The 19461-nt window shown below is 64.7% G+C and carries 15 protein-coding genes and 1 pseudogene; 8 read left to right on the plus strand and 8 right to left on the minus strand.

Annotated elements, in window-relative coordinates; all coding sequences use genetic code 11:
- From ASE85_RS19625 to ASE85_RS19650, 6 genes are all read right to left on the minus strand, one after another.
- Positions 1–2255, minus strand: a 2255-nt coding sequence (locus ASE85_RS19625) for a glycoside hydrolase family 31 protein (RefSeq protein WP_056692717.1), incomplete at its 3' end; no start/stop codon positions are given.
- 19 nt (positions 2256–2274) lie between these two features.
- On the minus strand, positions 2275–3900 hold the full coding sequence (locus ASE85_RS19630) for an alpha-L-fucosidase (protein ID WP_056692720.1): 1626 nt from the start codon (positions 3898–3900) through the stop codon (positions 2275–2277).
- On the minus strand, positions 3897–4697 hold the full coding sequence (locus ASE85_RS19635; protein WP_156358431.1) for a GDSL-type esterase/lipase family protein: 801 nt from the start codon (positions 4695–4697) through the stop codon (positions 3897–3899). Before ASE85_RS19635 ends, ASE85_RS19630 begins: the two co-directional genes overlap by 4 nt.
- 14 nt (positions 4698–4711) lie before the next feature.
- The gene (locus ASE85_RS19640) at positions 4712–5500 is read right to left on the minus strand and encodes a GDSL-type esterase/lipase family protein (protein WP_056692724.1); all 789 of its coding nucleotides are present in this window, start codon (positions 5498–5500) and stop codon (positions 4712–4714) included.
- Positions 5497–6465 carry an alpha/beta hydrolase gene (locus ASE85_RS19645; protein WP_056692728.1) on the minus strand — a complete coding sequence of 323 codons (969 nt, stop codon included), beginning with the start codon at positions 6463–6465 and terminating at the stop codon, positions 5497–5499. Before ASE85_RS19645 ends, ASE85_RS19640 begins: the two co-directional genes overlap by 4 nt.
- Positions 6462–7262, minus strand: coding sequence for an IclR family transcriptional regulator (locus ASE85_RS19650; RefSeq protein ID WP_056692731.1), 801 nt, complete (start codon positions 7260–7262; stop codon positions 6462–6464). The genes ASE85_RS19645 and ASE85_RS19650 overlap by 4 nt, the downstream gene beginning before the upstream one ends.
- Before the next feature lie 249 nt (positions 7263–7511).
- Here ASE85_RS19650 and ASE85_RS19655 point away from each other — a divergent pair, with 249 nt between their 5' ends.
- The 8 genes and pseudogenes from ASE85_RS19655 (at position 7512) to ASE85_RS19690 (ending at position 16879) form a co-directional block, all read left to right on the plus strand.
- Positions 7512–10208 (plus strand): TonB-dependent receptor, encoded by a 2697-nt coding sequence (locus tag ASE85_RS19655; RefSeq protein WP_056692735.1) that lies wholly within the window; start codon positions 7512–7514, stop codon positions 10206–10208.
- Positions 10209–10302: 94 nt separating this feature from the next.
- Positions 10303–11541: an L-fucose:H+ symporter permease gene (fucP, locus tag ASE85_RS19660; RefSeq protein ID WP_082462935.1), complete on the plus strand. Its 1239-nt coding sequence runs from the start codon at positions 10303–10305 to the stop codon at positions 11539–11541.
- The gene (locus ASE85_RS19665; protein ID WP_162237488.1) at positions 11538–12806 is read left to right on the plus strand and encodes an aldo/keto reductase; all 1269 of its coding nucleotides are present in this window, start codon (positions 11538–11540) and stop codon (positions 12804–12806) included. Before fucP ends, ASE85_RS19665 begins: the two co-directional genes overlap by 4 nt.
- Entirely contained in the window at positions 12803–14005 is a 1203-nt protein-coding gene (locus ASE85_RS19670) for a UxaA family hydrolase (protein ID WP_056692738.1), read from the plus strand. The genes ASE85_RS19665 and ASE85_RS19670 overlap by 4 nt, the downstream gene beginning before the upstream one ends.
- On the plus strand, positions 14002–14733 hold the full coding sequence (locus ASE85_RS19675) for an SDR family oxidoreductase (protein ID WP_056692741.1): 732 nt from the start codon (positions 14002–14004) through the stop codon (positions 14731–14733). Before ASE85_RS19670 ends, ASE85_RS19675 begins: the two co-directional genes overlap by 4 nt.
- Complete coding sequence (locus ASE85_RS19680; protein ID WP_056692745.1) at positions 14733–15077, plus strand: L-rhamnose mutarotase; 345 nt, start codon at positions 14733–14735, stop codon at positions 15075–15077. The genes ASE85_RS19675 and ASE85_RS19680 overlap by 1 nt, the downstream gene beginning before the upstream one ends.
- A gap of 11 nt (positions 15078–15088) precedes the next feature.
- Positions 15089–16445 (plus strand): annotated as a pseudogene (locus ASE85_RS19685) (DUF5597 domain-containing protein); the annotation flags it as partial.
- A gap of 20 nt (positions 16446–16465) precedes the next feature.
- Positions 16466–16879 (plus strand): DUF5597 domain-containing protein, encoded by a 414-nt coding sequence (locus ASE85_RS19690; protein WP_235523631.1) that lies wholly within the window; start codon positions 16466–16468, stop codon positions 16877–16879.
- Here ASE85_RS19690 and ASE85_RS19695 read toward each other — a convergent pair.
- Positions 16851–17900 carry a LacI family DNA-binding transcriptional regulator gene (locus tag ASE85_RS19695; RefSeq protein WP_056692751.1) on the minus strand — a complete coding sequence of 350 codons (1050 nt, stop codon included), beginning with the start codon at positions 17898–17900 and terminating at the stop codon, positions 16851–16853. The genes ASE85_RS19690 and ASE85_RS19695 overlap by 29 nt on opposite strands.
- Positions 17901–17962: 62 nt before the next feature.
- The gene (uxaC, locus tag ASE85_RS19700) at positions 17963–19414 is read right to left on the minus strand and encodes a glucuronate isomerase (protein WP_056693129.1); all 1452 of its coding nucleotides are present in this window, start codon (positions 19412–19414) and stop codon (positions 17963–17965) included.
- Positions 19415–19461: the final 47 nt, after the last annotated feature.

Here is a 19461-nt window from a genome sequence, read left to right on the forward strand (position 1 = left end):
GCGTCGGCGCCGGGATAGACGCGGATGCTCTCCAGCGCCTGTTTCTCGGCGGTGCTCTTCACCTGCACCCCCATCGGCACGATCGACCCGGCCTTCACGAACAGCGGCATGCGGTTGATCGGGGCGTCGACCACGATCGTCTGGCCGCCCTCATATTTCTGGTTGGTCCAGTAATCATACCAGGCGGTGCCGGCGGGCAGATAGACCGGGCGCTTCGTCTGGCCCTGCTGCGTCACCGGGGCGACCAGGAAAGCGGGACCGAACATATATTGGTCGCCGATGTCGGACACTTTGGGATCGTTCGGAAAGTCCATGAACAGCGCGCGCATGAACGGTGCGCCGGTGTCATARGTGTGCCGTCCCARCGCATAGATATAGGGCATCAGCGTGTAGCGCAGGCGCAGCCAGTCGGCCAGGATCGGCTCGGCCGCCTTGCCATAGTCCCACAGCGAGGCGGCGGGCCGCTGGCCATGGATGCGCAGCGTCGGGGTGAAGACGCTGTACTGGAACCAGCGCACGAACAGTTCGGGATAGTCGGGATAGTCCGCCCCCATCGCCGTAGCCCCCGCCGGATCGACCAGGATCGGGTTTTCCGCCTTCGGCCCCTTGGGCCATTGCCAGCCACCGATGTCGCTGCCCCAATAGGCCAGGCCCGACGCGGTGAAGTTGAGGCCGGTCGGGATTTGCCGCTCCAGCGCCTCCCAGGTCGACTTGATGTCCGACGACCAGAACAGCCCGCCATTGCGCTGCGCGCCGAGATAAGCGGCGCGCGCCAGGATCATGTTGCGGAAACCGGGGCGRTCGCGTTCCGACCCTTCGGCCACGCCGGTCGTATGCACCAGCGGGAACAGGTTGTGATAGCGGTCGCCCGACCCCTTGGCATAGAAATAGCCATCCGGCACCAGATCCGGCTCGGTCTCGTCCAGCCAGAACCAGTCGAAGCCCTGAGACGCGATATTGTCGCGAATCTTGCCCCAGAACCATTCGCGGGCTTGCGGATTGGTGCTGTCGATCAGCGCCCCCGCGCGATCGGAGCGCGATGGCAGGCCGTCGACCGGATTGCCGTCCTTGTCCTTGAGGAACCAGCCCTTGGTCGCGAGCATGTCGAAATAGCGCGATTCCCGCTCGAACCGCGGCCACACGCTGATGATCGACCGCATGCCCATCGCCTTGAGCCTGTCGTTCATCCCCTTGGGATCGGGGAAATAGCTGCGGTCGATGTCCAACTGCCCCATGCGGGTCCAGTAGAACCAGTCCAGCACCATCACGTCGAGCGGCAGATTRCGCTGGCGATAGCCATTGGCGATGTCGAGCAGTTCCTGCTGGCTCTCGTAGCGCGCCTTGCTCTGAATGAGGCCGAAACCGGCCTTGGGCGGCAGCGGCGTTTCGCCGGTCAGCTTSGCATAGCCGGCATAGAGTTCGTCCGTGGTCTTGCCGGTGATGACGAAGAAGGAGACGCGCTCGCCGACCATGCTCTGCCAGTGCGTGCTGCTGTGCAGGCCGGGCTGGATCAGCGTACGGGCCGGATTGTCCCAGACGATGCCATAGCCCTTGTTCGTGACCATGAAGGGGACGCAGACCGTCTCGCCGGCCGGCGCATCATAGCTGTGCGAACAGTCGATCTGCTTGCCGCGCAGATCCATATGGCCTTCCTGGTTCTGGCCCAGACCATAATAATGTTCGTCCGCCGGGGATTCGAAGCTGGCGCCGACCTTGAAGGTCTGTTCGCCATTGACCGTCACCGGCGCCATTTCCCAGCCGGTCATCTTCGTCAGCACGGTGCCGGACGCATCCTTGACCGACAGGCTGACCGGCGGCAGCGACGGCGCGAAATAACGCTGCATCTGCGTCGGCGCACCGGGCCACGGCTTGGCGTCGATGGTCAGGGTGAGGGCGGAGGAGGAAAAGACGTCGCCGCCAGCGTCGCTGCTATGGGTCCAACCGGTCGCATCCGCCTTCGCATTGGGCCCTTCACCCGGCGCCGCCGACGCCAGCACCGGATCAAGCGCGATCGTCACCCGCACGATGTTCGCCGCATAAGGCTCCACCGCCACACGGCTCCCATGACGATCCAGCAACGCCATCGGTTCCGCAAATGCGGGGGCGGCGATCGTCACCCGCACGATGTTCGCCGCATAAGGCTCCACCGCCACACGGCTCCCATGACGATCCAGCAACGCCATCGGTTCCGCAAATGCGGGGGCGGTGAGACAGGACGCGCCCAGCGCGATCCATTTGAAGCTTTTCGCGATCATTCCTGAAGTTCCCTATATTTCAAACGAGGCCGCGACCGTCGATGCGGACGGCCGGAACGAAATTACCGCCGCGCGGCATGTCGATATGGAGGCCTGCGCCATCCTGACGGAAAGCGATCGGGCCGCCGCCGAGCAGCGTCACCCGTTCGATTGTGCCGCCGACGTGGCCGCGCGCCAGTGAGCGGATAGTCGTAGGTCCGGCCGCCCGACCCAGGAACAGCGCGTAGAGCGCGCCCTTGTTGGTGGTGAAGCGGATATCCTGTGCGGTGAAGGGCTTGGCTTTTTCCTCATTCTGCATGCCTGCGATGAGTTGCGTCGGTCCTTCGCCATAGGTGCGCCAGGGGCGCGATCCGAAGATCGCCTCGCCGCCATGGGTCATCCATGCCGTCATGCCGTCCAGCACCTTCTCCGTTTCGCTGTCGATCGACCCGTCGCCCGGCTGCGGGATGGAGAGCATCAGGTTGCCGTTCTTCGACACGACATCGGCCAGCCGCTGGATGACCTCCTCGGCGCTCTTGTAGCTTTTGTCGTGCAGCCGCGCTGCATTGTAGAACCAGTCGCCGATGCAGGTGTCGGTCTGCCAAGGCTCGTCCCACAGATGGTCGGTGAAGCCGCGCTCCACATCAGCCACCATGCCGAACCGGGCATAGGGCTTGAGCTGCTTGCCGGTCAGCACCACGTCGATCTTGCCGTGCCATTCGATCGAGCGGTTATAATAGTCTGCCGCCGCTTCCAGCCCTACGGGACCGAACGGTAGTTCATGATCGTCCATATAGACCATGTCGGGCTTGTACTTTGCGACCAGATCGGTCTGGCGCAGCAGCCAGCGGGTGACATAGGCCGGGTCGTCCTTCGGCCCGGTCTCGATCCACTGGCCGTTATTCGCGTCGTGCCACTTGTCCATCACCTCGATCGTGTCGATGCCGTCGGGCAGCACCGCATGGCCGCCGGTATAAAGCTCCTGCGGGTCCAGGCCCTCCCACCATTGCCCCTTGCCGTCGTCCTTGCGCAGGCGAAACGCATCATAACGCTCGCCCTTCTTCGCGCCGACAGGGTCGTAGCCATAGGCGGGCTGATACCAGTGCCAGGCATGGGCGGCATGATTGGAGACGCCGAACTTCATGCCTGCCTTGCGCGCGGCCTGTTCCCAGATGCCGACAATGTCCTTCTTCGGCCCGACGCGCAGGCTGTTCCAGGCATGATAGCGGCTGTCGTAGCAATCCAGATTGTCGTGATGGCAGGCCAGCGCCATGAAATATTTGGCCCCCGCCTTCTGGTAGCGGGCCATCAGCGCATCCGGCTCCCACTTGTCGGCGGTCCAGAGATTCTGGATGTCCTTCATCCCCGCGACCGACGGATGGCCGTAGGTCTTGAGGTGATGCTCGTACATCGGGTGGCCCTGCATATACATGAAGCGGCCATACCAGTCGCCCTGCGCCGGGACCGATTGCGGCCCCCAATGCGACCACATGCCGAGCTTCGCATCGCGGAACCAGTCGGGGTAGCGGTAATTGCCAACCAGCGAGGGCCAGTTTGCCTGTACCGGTCCGCGCATCGTGCCCATGGGGCTGGCGGCGCGCGCCGCGCGGGCCAGGCCGAGCGCGGCGGTGCCGGCGAGGAAGGAGCGGCGTCCCAGCATCGTCATTGGATTTCCCTCAGTGCCTTGTCGATGGCCTGCCGCGCCAGCGGGCGCATGATCGCATAGCCTTCCTTCGTCGGGTGGACGCCGTCGGTGGACAGGCCCGGCTTCATCGCCCCATCGGGCTGCGCCATCGCGCTATGATAATCGACATAGGTGAAGCCACGGCTGCGGGCATAATCGGCCAGCCACTTGTTGATCGCCGTAATCTGCGGCGCGGGCTTCATCGCCGGACTCCAGGGGAAGGCGCCGGCAGGCGGGACTGAGGCGATGACCACCTTGATCCCATGCGCATCGGCCAGTTCGGCCATGGTCTGGATATGGCCCAGCACCGTTTCCATCGTCGCCGCGCCGGTATTGCCGGCGATGTCGTTGGTCATCGCCATGATGTGCACGACCTGAGGCTTCAGCGCGATCACGTCATTGCGGAAGCGGACCAGCATCTGCGCCGTGGTCTGGCCGCTGATGCCCCGGTCCACCAGCCCGTCGATGAACATGTCCGGATCGAGGTTGATCCAGTTGTCGGTGATGGAATCGCCCATGAAGACGGCGCGGACCGTCTTGCCCTCCAGCGCCTTGTTGTCGGCGGCGTAGCGGCACAATTGTCCGAAATCGCGGGTCAGCATGTGGAGGTTCCACATCTTCCATTCCGTTTCGTTGGCCGGCTTGGGATGCTCCGGGCAGGGATCGGCGACGATGCCGACCGGATCGTCGGCATGGGGGTCGCCCGGCACCTTGGTTTCGGCATGAGCGGCACCGGCGATAGCCAGCGCACACAGGGCAGCCGTCAGGCGAAACATCATCCTTCTCCCTTGCTTCATTTCTGTCTTAGCACCTGCTCGATCGCCTGCTCCGCGATCGGCGCCATCACCGCATAGCCATCGGCCAGCGGGTGCACGCCGTCGCGCGTATAGGCGGCGGCCATCAGCCCGTTATGGTCGATCAGCGCGGCATGATAGTCGGCAAAGCCATAGCCCCGTTCCGCACAGAAGGTGCGCAGCCATTGGTTGAGCGCTACCAGTAGGACGGGCTTGCGCTCCTTCACGACATCTTTCGCCGCCTCGGTATAATCGTTCACCGGCAGGATCGCACCGAACACGACCTTGATATGATGCGCGTCCGCCATATCCGCCATGGACTCCCAATTGGCCTCGATCTGCTCGGGCGTTTCCTGTTGCAGGAAACCCTGCACATCGTTGACGCCGGCCAGGATCACGACGGCGCTGGGCTTTAGCGCGATCACATCCTGATGGAAACGCAGCAGCATCTGCGCCGTCACCTGACTGCCGATGCCGCGATTGACATAGGGCTTGGCCGGAAAGCTGGCGGCGAGGTTCCAGCGGTCGGTGATGGAATCGCCCAGAAACACCACGCGCTGCTCGCCGGGCTTTGGCGCAGGCAGGGCAGCGTTGGCGGGCGCGTAGAGATAGCGCTCGCCGAAATCCTGCATCAGGCTGGGCACCAGCTTCGCGCGGAACGGGCCAAGCCATGGTCCCCAATCCTTTTCCGCCACGATGCGCCGCGCTGGCGAACTTTGATAATCGCCGGTCGCGGCCAGCGCGTTGCCGGCGCCGAGCGCCAGCATCAGGGCGATCATGCGCTTCATGCAGGGATCAACCGGTGTTTCGCGGCAAAGGTCGCGAACAGATCGGGCCAGGCGGATGCCTGCATCGTGCGCGGCAGGCGTGTCCCAAAGCCATGGCCGCCATCCTCGAAGATATGGAGTGCGACCGGGCGTTTTGCCGCTTCCATCGCCTGGAACAGGGCGATGCTGTTGGCGGGCGGCACCAGCCCGTCGTCGGTCGCGTGGACGAGGAACAGGGGAGGCGTCCGGGCATCGACGCGCAACTCGACCGAGCGCTGGCGCCGCAGCGCCGCATTGGCGCCTTCGCCCAGCAGATTGTCGCGCGATCCGCCATGGGTGAACGGCGCGTCAAGGCTCACGACGGGATAAAGCAGCGCAGCAAGGTCCGGGCGGGCGGACTCCCGATCGGCGGCATCGACGGGATCGTAGACCTGCTCGCCATGCCGGGTCGCCAGCGATCCCGCCAGATGCCCGCCAGCCGAGAAGCCGAGCACGCCGATCCGGTCCTTTGCGACAGCGAGTTGGACAGCTTTTTCGCGGATCACACGCATGGCGCGCTGGGCATCCTGCAACGGCACATCCTCGCGCCGTGCCCAGCCTTCGCCCGGCAAACGGTAGAGCAGGATGAAGGCGGTGATGCCACGCGCGTTCAGCCAGTCCGCCTGGCTGGTGCCTTCATTGTCGTAGGACAGGAAGCCATAGCCGCCGCCCGGCACCACCAGCATGGCCGCGCCATTGGGGCGGGCGGGGCGACGCACCACCAGCACCGGCCGGTCTATCCCCGTCACGAAGCGATCCGGCTTGCCGCCCGGTTTCGCCTGATCCTCGACCCTGCGGACGATCCGCGCTCCGGTGCCGCCGGGCGGCGTACCGGGCCACAGGTCGATGATTTCGTCGCTGGCCGTGACCTGCGCACCAGCAAGGCCGGGCATGGCCGCCAGCCCGGCGGCGGCCATCAATGCGGTGCGACGATCGAAACCACTCATTGTTCATCCTCCATGTCGCGCGGGGGCAGGGTCATGATCGGCGATGGCATGATCGGTGAAAGGGCATCGCCGATCGCGGCAGCGGCATTCCGCACCATCTGGGTGCAGGCCTGCGTCGTCGCCCGGTTGGCGGCGCCATCGACGAACGGCATGGTCAGCGCAGCGCGCGCGATGCCGCCGACCAATATGGGCGCGGACAGGTCGGTGATGCCGGTCAGCATCGGACTGGGGGCGAAGGCGCCCCCGTCCGCGACGGTCGTGTCCAGCCACTCGGTCAGTTCTGCCTGGTCCAGCGTGTCGCCGGTGGCGCGGATATCGTCCAGCATCGCCGCCCGCGCGTCTGGCGACTGGAAGGCGAGGAGGATGCGCCCGGAATTGGAACGATGCAGCGGCCGGCGATAGCCCACGCGCACGGCAAAGCCGGACAGGCCGGGTGCCTCGATCGCGATGATGACCACCATTTCCGCGCCGGACGCGACGGCAAGATGACAGCTCTGCCCCGCACGGCGCGCCAGATCCTGCATCACCGGCAGGGCGGTGGAGGCCAGGTCGCGGATCGGCGGCTGGCTCATCCCCAGCGCAAAGAGCCGGTTGGTCAGCCGATAGCCTTCTTCGGCGCGGGCGATATAGCCATGCTCTTCCAGCACTTGCAGCATGCGGAAGATTTCACTGACCGAACGGCCAAGCGCGCTCGATATGTCGGACATGATCAGCGGATGACTGGCGCGGGCAAGAAGTTCCAATATTTCCAGACCTTTGGTCAGGGCCGGTGCCTGATAGCGTGCTTTGCCAGTCATCAGTTTCCCCCCTTTTTTATCGATGCTCCCATGTGGAGGAGTATCCCTTGCCGGTCGATGCCTCTTAAAGAAAATCCACATATGAAATCAATTTTTATATTTCATAATCAGAAATGTGGGAGTAGTGGAGGCTCGTCTTGGTACCGCTCCCAATGGCGGATCGGTACATGAATAAGGAAATATTCCGGCCGTTTGCCGCCGCGAATCACATCAGCGCTCCGGACAGGAGCCAGGGAGAGGAAGGGTTTCATGACCAGGATGATTCACATGCCGCGTCGCGCCGCGTTGATGGCCGGTATTTCGATCGCCAGCATTGCGCTGAGCGCCGCCGCCCATGCGCAGGATGCTGCCGCGCCTCAGGCCGCCGCCTCTGATGAAGGCGACATCGTCGTCACCGGCGTCCGCGCCAGCCTGTCGAGCGCGCAGGCGATCAAGCGCAACAGCGACGTCATCGTCGATTCGATCGTCGCCGAAGATATCGGCAAGCTGCCCGACCGCAACGTGGCCGAGGCGCTGCAACGCATCACCGGTATCCAGATCCAGCGCCAATATGGCGAAGGCAGCTCGGTCGCGATCCGCGGCCTGACGCAGGTCCGCACCGAACTCAACGGCCGCGACATCTTCACCGCTTCAGGCGCAAACCAGCTCAATCTGGAGGATATTCCGTCCGAGTTGCTCGCGGGCATCGACGTCTACAAAAATCCCTCGGCCGACCTGATCGAGGATCAACTATCGGGTACGATCAATTTCCGCACCCGCAAGCCGTTCGACTTTGACGGACTGAAGGTCGCCGCTACCGCCACCCAGAGCTATTTCGACCTGACCGACAAGTTCAGGCCGTCGGCCTCGCTGATGGTCAGCGATCGCTGGGACACCGGCATCGGCGAAATCGGTATCCTCGCCAGCGTGTCTTTCCAGAAGACCGCTTTCCGTCAGGACACGATCTCGACCGAGCCATTCTACACGCTTGATCCGAGCAATGCGACCGACGCCGCAGTGCTGGCGACGCTCGGCCGCACTGGCCAGGTCACGACTCTGCCGCACGGCACCGGCATTGGCGAAGTCTATGGTGATCGCCGCCGTCTGGGCACCGACATCGCCCTTCAGTGGCGCCCCAGCGACACCTTGGAGCTGACCGCCGAAGTCTTCCGTTCGGACTATAAGTTCCGGTACGACGATTACAGCTTCTTCGCCTACAGTTCTGGCAGCGCGATCATTCCGCAGCCCGGCGCGGCCTTCACCTATGCCGACAATGGCGATTTCCAGAGCGGCACTTTCATCAACGTGCCGGTCGGTAACAATACCAGCGCCCAGACCCGTCATTCGACCACGACGGACTATTCACTGAACCTGAAATGGAAGCCGACGAGCAACCTGACGGTCACTGCCGATGGTCAATATGTCGATGCGAAGACCAGGAATCTGCGCTCGATCTTCGGCCTCAATGGCGTGGCCGACACGCTGTATCAGGATATTTCGGGATCGGTTCCGGTCGTGAATATCGGTTCGGCGACTGGCCTTGCCAACCCGGCGACCTACACCAGCGCCTTCTATCTCGATAATCTCAACGAATCGAAGGCGTCGGACAAGACCGCGCGGCTCGACGCCGAATATCGCTTCGACGCCGGCATCCTGTCGTCGATCAAGGCGGGCATCCGCTACGCGGATCGCAAGAACCGCACGATCGACACCGGCTATCGCTACACCGGCCTGTCGGGCATCCCCAGCGAACTGGAAACCGTCGACCTGGGCGACTTCTTCCGTGGCGATGCGGACCTGTTCGGCAACATCATCGCGTTCAACCGCGGTATCATCCGCAACTATCAGCAGACGCTCGATACGCTGGGCATCGCCAACGCGCCGGCCTACACCCAGAGCGGCACGAACGAGCAGCGGCAGAAGACCTTCACCGGCTATGCCACCGCCTTCTTCAAGGCCGATCCGGTCGACGGCAATATCGGCGTCCGCGTGATCCGCACCAATCTCGACGTGTCGGGCTTTTATCAGCAGACCTCGATCGTGCTGGACGCAAACGGCAATGAAGTCAGCGGCCCGACCGTGTTCAATCCGATCGCGACTTCGCAGGATTATACCTCGGTCCTGCCCAGCCTGAACCTGCGCGTTCATCTGACCGACACTCTGCAAATGCGTTTTGCGGCCGCGAAGAATATCTCGCGTCCGTCCTTCACGCAGTTGAACCCCAGCCTGACCATCAGCGAACCGGGCGCCGCGCAGCAGGATCAGATCCACACGACCAGCGGCGGCAACCCCTATCTCAAGCCGATGAAGTCGGACAATCTGGATGCCACGCTGGAATGGTATTTCTCGCGGACCGGTTCGCTGACCGCAGCGGCCTTCTACAAGAATATCAAGAACTACATCCAGACGGCCGTGTCCTATCGCGACGTGACCTTCGACAATGGCAACAGCTATGAATATGAGGTGACGTCCTACAATAATGTCGCCAAGGGCAAGGTGAAGGGCTTCGAACTGGCCTATCAGCAGTTCTTCGACTTCCTCCCCGGCCCGCTCAGCGGCCTCGGCATGCAGGCGAATTTCACCTATGTGGACTCGCAGGCGCCATCGCCGGCGACATCCGGCCCGGTCACCAATGTTCCGCTCGAACTGCTGTCGAAATATAATTACAATATCGTCGGCATTTACGAGAAGGGCGACCTGTCGGCGCGCGTCGCCTATAACTGGCGCAGCAAATATGTCGTGACCACGGCTGGCAACGGCACTGGCAGCCTGCCAGTGTTCAACAAACCCTTCGGTCAGCTCGATGCGTCGATTAGCTATAATGTGACGCCGCAATTCGCACTGGCGCTGGACGGCACCAACCTGACCAACACGCGCCGGGCGACCTATTTCGGCATCGACAGCCGCCCTCGCGACGCGGTGGTCAATGATCGCCGCATCAACCTGACGGCCCGCATCACCTATTGATCCGGCGTCCGGGCGTTTCTAGCGTCCCCCCCTGGCAGGCCGGACCCCGGCAAAGGGCTGGCCTGCCATTTCGGGCAAGAGAGAGGATGGTCTGATGCACAGTCAGGGTAGCGGCATCAAGGGAGAAGGCCCGGAACGCAGCAGCCGGACGGCGATGGTCCTGACTACCGGTCTCTTCTTCCTGTGGGGTGTGGCGAACAATCTCAACGATGTGCTGATCGCCCATTTCCGACATGTCTTTTCGCTGTCCGATTTCCAGTCCGGGCTGGTTCAGTCGGCTTTCTATCTCGGCTATTTCTGCTTCGCCATTCCGGCTGCGCTGGCTGCGGAGCGGCTGGGCTACAAGGCGACGGTCATCATGGGCCTGCTGCTGTTCGGCGGTGGCGCGCTGCTGTTCCTGCCGGCCTCGGCGCAACTGAGCTATGGTTTTTTCCTCTTCGCCCTGTTCGTGATCGCCAGCGGCCTCGCCTTCCTCGAAACCGCCGCCAATCCGATGGTGGCGTCGATGGGACCGGCGGATGGCTCGGCGCAGCGGCTCAATCTGGCGCAGGCGTTCAATCCGCTGGGTTCGATCACCGGCGTGGCGCTGGGCGCGACATTGATCCTGTCCGATGCGGCCGCTGAGGGGGCGGCCGGGGCTGCGGCGGTACGGCTGCCCTATCTGGTCATCGCGCTGGTCGTGCTGGGCTGGGCAGCGATATTGGCCTTCACCCGCTTTCCCCGCGCCGCGACGCAGGCGGAAGGGGCGCGGGCCCCGGTCTTCGCCGGCTATGGCGCCCTGCTGCGGCGGCCGCGCTATCTGGCGGGCGTGGGCGCGCAATTTTTCTATGTCGGCGCGCAGGTCGGCATATGGAGCTATCTGATCCGCTATGCGGAAAGCGTCGTGCCGGGCATCGGCGCGCAGAAGGCGGCCTGGCTGCTGACCCTGTCGCTCGTGCTGTTCATGCTCGGTCGCTTCGCCGGCACCGCCTTGCTCGCCCGGTTTGACGGGGCGCGGCTGATGGCCCTGTTCGCCGGGATCAACATCGCGCTGTCCTTATTGGCGATCGGTGGCGGCATGATGGGCCTTGTCGCACTGGTCGCGACCAGCTTCTTCATGTCGATCATGTATCCGACCATCTTCGTCCTATCGCTGCGCGACCTTGGCCCGCTCACCAAGGCGGGGGCGTCGATGATCGTCATGGCCATCATCGGTGGCGCGATCCTGACGATGGCGATGGGCCTGCTGTCCGATCTGGCCGGCACGATCCGCGCGGCGATGCTGGTGCCCGCGCTCTGCTTTGGGGTCGTCGCTCTCTTCGCCCGCGCGGCGCAACGAACAGGGGCAGCATGACCGTCACCTTCCCGACCCTGGGCATGGGCACCGCGCCCATCGGCAATCTCTATCGCGCGGTGGAGGAAAGCGAGGCGCAGGCGACGCTGGCAGCGGCCTGGGATGCCGGCATCCGCTATTATGATACCGCCCCCCATTATGGCTTTGGCCTGGCTGAACGGCGGCTGGGCGCGATGCTGGCGGCGCGCGATGGGGCAAGCGAGGCGATCGTATCGACCAAGGTCGGGCGGTTGCTGGTGCCCACTGACGCGCGCGGGGAGCGGCATGGTTTCGTGGACGCCGATCCGTTCGAGCCGCTGTTCGACTATGGCCATGACGCCATCCTGCGATCGTTCGAGGGTAGCCGCGCGCGGCTGGGACGTGAGCGGATCGACCTGTTGCTGGCGCATGATATCGGCCGGGCGACCCATGGCGAGGATCATGACCGGCATCTGCGGGCCTTTCTGGACGGCGGCTATCGGGCGATGCGCGACCTGCGCGATGCGGGCGCGATCGGTGCAATCGGCATCGGCGTCAATGAAGTCGCGATCTGCGACGAACTGCTCGACCATGTCGACCTGGACATGATCCTGCTCGCGGGGCGCCATACATTGCTGGACCGCAGCGCGGAGCGGTTGCTGGCGCGCTGCGCGGAACGGGGCGTGCTGGTGATCGTCGGCGGCCCCTATAATAGCGGCATATTGGCCCGCGATCTCGAAGGCGCCCTGCATTTCGATTATGCCGCGCCGAGCGCGGAGATGATGAGCAAGGCACGGCGCCTGTTCCACGCCTGCAACCCATATGATGTCCCGCTGCCCGCTGCCGCCCTGCAATTTCCGCTCCGCCATCCGGCGGTCGTCAGCGTCATCCCCGGTCTGGTCGGTGCCGATCAGGTGGCGGACACGATGGCGCGCCTCGCTGTCGCGCTGCCCGATGCGCTCTGGCCCGCGCTTGACGCTGCCTTGAAGGAGAATGCGATGCTTCAGGATGATGCGCGGCTGATCCTGCTGCATCCGGACGACAATGTGATGATCTGCGTCCGCCCGATCGAGGCTGGCGACATATTGCCGGCCTCTGGCGGCACGATTCCGGCGCGTGAAGGCATCGCCATAGGCCATAAGGTCGCGCGGGTCGGGCTGCATGCCGGGGACAAGGTGATCAAATATGGCGCACCGATCGGGTCGATGACGGCCGACGTGGCGACCGGCGACTGGGTCCATATGCACAATATGAAGAGCGACTATATCAGCAGCCATACCCGCACCGCGCTGGAGCCGGGGGCATGATCCGCGCCTGGCAGAGGCAGGATGGGCGCAAGGGCATCCGCAACGTCATCGCAGTCGCCTATCTTGTCGAATGTGCGCATCATGTCGCGCGGCGGATCGTGGACAAGGCCGACGATCCCGACGTCCAGTTGATCGGCTTTCCCGGCTGTTACCCCAATGCCTATGCCGCCAAGGTGATGGAGGCGATCGCCACCCATCCCAATGTCGGTGGCCTCGTCATCGTGTCGCTGGGGTGCGAGAGCTTCAACCGTGAACGATTGCTGGCGGTGGCGCAGGAGAGCGGGCGGCCGGCGGAACTGCTCGTTATTCAGGAAACGGGCGGCACGGCGGCGACGATCGCGGCGGGGCTGGAGGCGGTGGGGCGGGTGCGCGCCGCCATCGCCGATGTGCCGCGCGTCGCCATGGGGGTCGAGGAACTGGTCGTCGGCACCATCTGCGGCGGGTCGGACGGGACCAGCGGCATCACCGCCAATCCGGCGGTCGGCCGCGCCTTCGACCGGCTGGTGGCCGACGGGGCGGCCTGCATCTTCGAGGAGACGGGCGAACTGGTTGGCTGCGAGACGATCATGGCGACACGCGCCCGCACGCCCGAACTGGCGGTCGCGATCGAGCGATGCGTGCAGAAGGCGGAACGCTATTACACCATCATGGGCTTTGGCAGCTTCGCGCCGGGCAATGCGGAAGGCGGCCTGACGACGCAGGAGGAAAAGTCGATGGGGGCCTACTCCAAGTCCGGCTCCTCCACCATCGACGGCATATTGAAGCCGGGCGACCTGCCGCCGACGGGAGGCCTCTATCTGCTTGATGTGGTGCCCGATGGCGAGCCGCGTTTCGGCTTTCCCAACATCTCCGACAATGCCGAGATCGTCGAACTGATCGCCTGTGGCGCGCATCTGACGCTGTTCACCACCGGGCGCGGATCGGTGGTGGGGTCGGCCATTTCGCCGGTCATCAAGATTTGCGCCAACCCCGACACGGGCCGCCGCCTGGCCGCCGACATGGACGTCAATGCCGGCCGCATCCTGGAAGGCGAAGCCACGCTGGAGCAGGTCGGTACGGAAATATATGACAAGGTGCTGGCCGTCGCGGCGGGGACACGCAGCATCTCTGAATCCCTTGGCCATCAGGAGTTTATTTTGACCTACAAGGCTTTCGATCCCATCGGTCCAGACTGTCTGCCCACGAAAGCCCGCGCATGAGCGGGCGGCTTGAGGGCAAGGTCGCGCTCATTACGGCGGCGGCGCGCGGCATCGGCCGGGCCACGGCGCGGCGTTTCGTGGCTGAGGGCGCACGCGTGATCGCGACCGACCGGGATGTCGACGCGCTCGAAGGGCTTGAGGGATGCGACCTGCGCGCGCTCGACGCGACCGACGGCGCGGCGGTGCGGGCGCTGGCGGGGGAGGTCGGCCCGATCGACATCCTCGCCAATATCGCGGGCGTGGTCCATGCCGGCAACATATTGGAATGTCCGCAGGAAGATTGGGACTTCGCCCTCTCGCTCAACATGACCGCGATGTATCACACGATCCGCGCCTTCCTGCCCGCCATGGTGGAGAAGGGCGCGGGGGCGATCGTCAACATGTCCTCCATCGCCAGTTCGGTGAAAGGCATCCCCAATCGCTTCGCCTATGGCGCGAGCAAGGCGGGCGTCATCGGCCTGACCAAGGCGGTGGCCGCCGATTTCGTGGGGCAGGGGGTGCGTTGCAACTGCATCTGCCCCGGCACGATCGACACGCCCTCGCTGCAACAGCGGCTGCACGATACCGGCGATTATGAGGCCGCGCAGGCCGCCTTCGTCGCGCGCCAGCCGATGGGGCGGCTCGGCCGGGCGGAGGAGATTGCGAACCTCGTCCTCTATCTCGCCAGCGACGAAGCCGCCTTCACCACCGGCGCGGTGCATGTGATCGACGGCGGCTGGGTCAATTGATGCGGCAGATATTGCTGATCGACCTTGCCGACGAGGCGGATGCGATCGCCCGATATGAGGCATGGCATGCTTCCGGTGCGCTGCCCCCGGCGATCGGCGCCAGCATCCGCGCCGCCGACATCAGCGCGATGGAGATATATCGCAGCGGCAACCGCCTCGTCATGCTGATGGAAACCGGCCCCGGTTTCGATCCGGCGGCCAAGGCGGCAGCCGACGCGGCCGATCCGGTGGTGCAGGCATGGGAAACGCAGATGGACGCAGTCCAGCGCCCGCTGCCCTGGGCCGCGTCGGACGCCAAATGGACGCCGGCAACGCGCATCTTCTCCCTCGACGAACAGCCCTGAAAGGCCCCTTCATGATCCTTCCCCGGCTYCTTCTCGCCGCCACTCTTTTGCCTGCCACGCCTGCTTTGGCGCAGGGCGACACGCCGCATATCGAGACGCGCAACGGCAAACATGCGCTGATCGTGGATGGCGCGCCGTTCCTGATGCTGGGCGGTCAGGTCAACAACAGCAGCAACTATGCCGCCCCGCTGGCGAAGGTCTGGCCGGTGCTGGACCGGATCGGCGCGAACACGGTCGAAGCGCCGATCGCCTGGGAGCAACTGGAGCCGAAGGAGGGGCAGTTCGATTACAGCTTCGTCCAGACCCTGCTCGATGAGGCGCGCCGGCATGACAAGCGCATCGTCCTGCTGTGGTTCGGCGCGTGGAAGAATACCGGCCTTGCCTACACGCCCGACTGGGTGAAGCTCGACAATCGCCGTTTCCCGCGCATGAAGACGAAGGACGGCAAGGATCATGGCGTCCTGTCCCCCCATGGCGCCGCGCGCCGCTGACCAAAATGCTGAAGAAGCCGGCTGGCAACTGGGCCAGCGTCTTCGGCGATCAGGCCGACCGYGCGTTCAACACATGGCACACCGCGCGCTATATCGAGGCACTGGCCAGGGCCGGCAAGGCGATCAAGCCGCTGCCCATGTATGTGAACGCCTCGCTCGGCGACCCCTTCGCCAAGCCCGACCCGATGGCGCTGTCGAGCGGCGGGCCGCAGGGCGACGTGATCGACATATGGAAGGCGGCGGCGCCCTCGCTCGATCTTGCCGCGCCCGACATCTACGATCGCGCGAGCCGCAACGTCTTCAAACATCTCGATCTCTATACCCGGCCGGACAATGCGCTGATGGTGCCGGAAATCGGCAATGCCGCTGAATATGCGCGCTATTTCTGGGCGGCGCTGGGGCGCGGCGCAATCGGTTTCGCGCCGTTCGGCATGGATGCCACCGGCTATTATAATTATCCGCTGGGCGCCAAAGGTTTCGACGACACGCTACTGGATGCCTTCGCCGCCAAATATCGGGTGGTGGCATCGGCCCCCTGGGCGAAGATCGCCTTCGACCATCCGGTCTGGGGCACGGCGAAGCCCGATGACGGCACACCCGTCAGCACGACGATGGGCGACTGGACGATCACCGCCAGCTTTGGCCAATGGCAGTTCGGCCAGCGCGCATGGTTCCCCAAGGCGGATCTGCCCGCCTGGGCGACCGAGCCGACCGGCGGCATGGTTGTCGCGCAGCTATCGGCCAATGCGTTTCTCTTCACCGGCGACCATGTCCGAGTTTCCTTCGATGCGAAGGACGGCAGCGCGCCCGGCGGCATGATCGTCAGGGTCGAGGAAGGCCATTTCGACAAGGGCGCATGGGTCATGGACCGCATCTGNATCGGCCCCCTGGGCGAAGATCGCCTTCGACCATCCGGTCTGGGGCACGGCGAAGCCCGATGACGGCACACCCGTCAGCACGACGATGGGCGACTGGACCATCACCGCCAGCTTTGGCCAATGGCAGTTCGGCCAGCGCGCATGGTTCCCCAAGGCGGATCTGCCCGCCTGGGCGACCGAGCCGACCGGCGGCATGGTTGTCGCGCAGCTATCGGCCAATGCGTTTCTCTTCACCGGCGACCATGTCCGGGTTTCCTTCGATGCGAAGGACGGCAGCGCGCCCGGCGGCATGATCGTCAGGGTCGAGGAAGGCCATTTCGACAAGGGCGCATGGGTCATGGACCGCATCTGGAATGGCGACCAGACCGATTATGGCCTGAACCTGATCGACCAGCCGGTCTGGATCAAGGTGACGATGGGGCGATATAAATAGGGGGCGCTGCGCTGGACTCCGCCAGAATCAGCGAGAGGGCAGGGCTGTCCGTATCGAACAACGCCTGCCCCTCGATCAGGTCGATCAACTGGCGGGTCGCCATTTCCGCCATGTCTCCGAACGGGCGGGCGACGGTGGTGAGCGAGGGGGTCAACATGTCCGCCACGATGCTGCCGTCGAAACCGACCACGGACAGGGCGGCGGGGACGGGTACGCCCCGTTCCGCCGCGACCTTGAGTATGCCGGCGGCCATGATGTCGTTGGCGGCGAAAATCGCGGTCGGCGCGGGCGATGCGGCCAACACCTTGCGGGCGGCGGCGATCCCGGCGGCCAGACTGTAATCGCCCTCCACCTCCGCCACCGGTGCCAACCCGGCATCGGCGAGCGCCTCGACAAAGCCGGCCCGGCGCTCGATCGCCGATATCATGTCCTGCGGACCGGTAATCATGGCGATCCGGCGATGGCCCAGCTCCAGCAGATGGCGCGCGACATCGCCCGCCGCCTGACGCTCCCGCGACAGCAGCACCGCGCCGTAGCCCCGGATCGGCACGGCGGAGATCGCCACCGCCGGCACATGATCGGCCTGTAGCGCCGCGGGCAGGCCGGCCATGTCCGACACCGGTGGCATCACCACCAGCCCATCCACGCGCGACCGCCGGGCAAAGTCCAGCACATCGGCCGCCGCCGCCGGATCGCCGACCGGCACGCTGTGGCAGATCACTTCATAGCCGCGCCGGGTCGCTTCCCGGCCCACGCCGCGCTGCACGCTGTCCAGCACCAGCGCGTTGCGATCATTATGCACCATGCCGATCAGCAGCGACTGCCCCTTGGCCATGGCGCGGGCGCGCAGGCTGGGACGGAAGTTGAGCGCGTCGATCGCGCTCTGGATGCGCGCGCGCGTGTCGTCATTCACCCTGGGCGAATGGTTGAGCACGCGCGACACGGTGCGGATCGATACGCCCGCCAGCGCGGCGACGTCGATGATGGTCGGTTCGCCGGGGCTGGAGTCTCTGGGGGGCATGGCGGCTTTCGCTGATGGGTCGGACGCCCGCTTCTCTATGCGAGCGCGGGCGTCCTGACAAATCAGGCGGCGCTGGCCAGCGGCCGGGCGGGCGCTTCGGGCAGGCGATAGGCCTTGCGTACCAGATTATAGGTCAAATCCTGCGCCAGTTCCTGCGCCTCCCAATCGCGCAGCCGCCCTTCCGCCACCAGACGTGCGAGGAAGGCGCAATCCACGCGCCGGGCGACGTCATGGCGAGCCGGGATCGACAGGAAGGCGCGGGTATCGTCATTGAACCCGACCGTATTGTAGAAGCCCGCCGTTTCCGTCGTCATCTCGCGGAAGCGCATCATGCCTTCCGGGCTGTCGTGGAACCACCAGGCCGGCCCCAGCTTCAGGCAGGGATAATGGCCAGCGAGCGGCGCCAGTTCGCGGGCGTAGGTACTTTCGTCCAGCGTGAAGAGGATGATCGACAGGTCCGCCTCATTACCGAACGCATCGAGCAGCGGCTTCAGGCCGCCGACATAATCGGTGCGGCCGGGGATGTCGGCGCCCTTGTCGCGACCATAATGCTGATGCAGCCAGCTATTATGGTTGCGGCATGCGCCGGGATGGATCTGCATCACCAGCCCGTCCTCCAGACTGAGCCGCGCCATTTCGGTCAACATCTGGGCGCGGAACAGTTCGGCGTCGGCCGCCGTCCACTCCGTACCGATGATGCGGTCGAACAGCGCTGCGGCGTCGGCAGGGGAAAGGTTCGCCGTGCGCGCGCTCTGATGGCCATGGTCGGTGGAGGTCGCCCCCATGGCGATAAAATCCTGCCGCCGCTTCGCATGGGCGCGCAGATAGCCACGCCATGTCATCACATCCTCGCCGGTCAGATCGGCAAAGGCGGCCATGCTGGCGTGGAAATCCTCATGCTCCGGGTCCACCACCGCATCGGGGCGGTAGGCGGTGACGACCTGTCCGGTCCAGCCCGACTTGCGGATTGCGTCATGATGGTCCAGCCGTTCATGCGCGCCTTCTGTCGTGGCGATCAGTTCGATGTTGAACCGGTCGAACAATGCGCGCGGGCGGAAGGCCGGGGTGGCGAGCAACTCGCCGATACGGTCGAAATAATGGTCGGCCGTGTCGGCGGTCAGCGCCTCGTCAAAGCCGAATACGTCGGCAAAGACATGGTCCAGCCACATCCGGGAAGGCGTGCCGCGAAACAGATGCTGGTTGCTGGCGAAGATGCGCCAGGCCGCGCGCGGATCGGCATCGCCTGGCACGCCATGAGCGGGAACGCCCAGAGCCTCCAGCTTCACGCCCTGGCTGTAGAGCATGCGGTAGAGATAATGATCCGGCGCCAGCAGCAGCGCGGTCGCATTGTCCCAGGCATCGTTGGTCGCGAACCAGGCAGGGTCGGTATGACCATGCGGGCTGACGATCGGCAGGTGCGCGACGCCCTCATACAGCGCGCGGGCAATGGCACGGGTGCCGGGATCGGCCGGGAACAGACGATTGGGGTCGAGCGTCAGCGGGGTCACGATCATCATCTCCTTTGGACTTGTGCCAGCGTTGGCACAAATGCTATCACAGT

The sequence above is a fragment of the Sphingobium sp. Leaf26 genome (assembly GCF_001421665.1).
GTDB lineage: Bacteria > Pseudomonadota > Alphaproteobacteria > Sphingomonadales > Sphingomonadaceae > Sphingobium.

Excerpts from the sequence above, each read along its gene's own strand:
- ASE85_RS19670 (WP_056692738.1), top strand. The coding sequence starts at position 12,803 with ATGATCCGCGCCTGGCAGAGGCAGGATGGGCGCAAGGGCATCCGCAAC.
- fucP (WP_082462935.1), top strand. The coding sequence starts at position 10,303 with ATGCACAGTCAGGGTAGCGGCATCAAGGGAGAAGGCCCGGAACGCAGC.
- ASE85_RS19630 (WP_056692720.1), bottom strand. The coding sequence starts at position 3,900 with ATGACGATGCTGGGACGCCGCTCCTTCCTCGCCGGCACCGCCGCGCTC.
- ASE85_RS19645 (WP_056692728.1), bottom strand. The coding sequence starts at position 6,465 with ATGAGTGGTTTCGATCGTCGCACCGCATTGATGGCCGCCGCCGGGCTG.
- ASE85_RS19650 (WP_056692731.1), bottom strand. The coding sequence starts at position 7,262 with ATGACTGGCAAAGCACGCTATCAGGCACCGGCCCTGACCAAAGGTCTG.
- ASE85_RS19680 (WP_056692745.1), top strand. The coding sequence starts at position 14,733 with ATGCGGCAGATATTGCTGATCGACCTTGCCGACGAGGCGGATGCGATC.
- ASE85_RS19665 (WP_162237488.1), top strand. The coding sequence starts at position 11,538 with ATGACCGTCACCTTCCCGACCCTGGGCATGGGCACCGCGCCCATCGGC.
- ASE85_RS19675 (WP_056692741.1), top strand. The coding sequence starts at position 14,002 with ATGAGCGGGCGGCTTGAGGGCAAGGTCGCGCTCATTACGGCGGCGGCG.
- ASE85_RS19635 (WP_156358431.1), bottom strand. The coding sequence starts at position 4,697 with ATGATGTTTCGCCTGACGGCTGCCCTGTGTGCGCTGGCTATCGCCGGT.
- ASE85_RS19655 (WP_056692735.1), top strand. The coding sequence starts at position 7,512 with ATGACCAGGATGATTCACATGCCGCGTCGCGCCGCGTTGATGGCCGGT.
- uxaC (WP_056693129.1), bottom strand. The coding sequence starts at position 19,414 with ATGATCGTGACCCCGCTGACGCTCGACCCCAATCGTCTGTTCCCGGCC.
- ASE85_RS19640 (WP_056692724.1), bottom strand. The coding sequence starts at position 5,500 with ATGAAGCGCATGATCGCCCTGATGCTGGCGCTCGGCGCCGGCAACGCG.
- ASE85_RS19695 (WP_056692751.1), bottom strand. The coding sequence starts at position 17,900 with ATGCCCCCCAGAGACTCCAGCCCCGGCGAACCGACCATCATCGACGTC.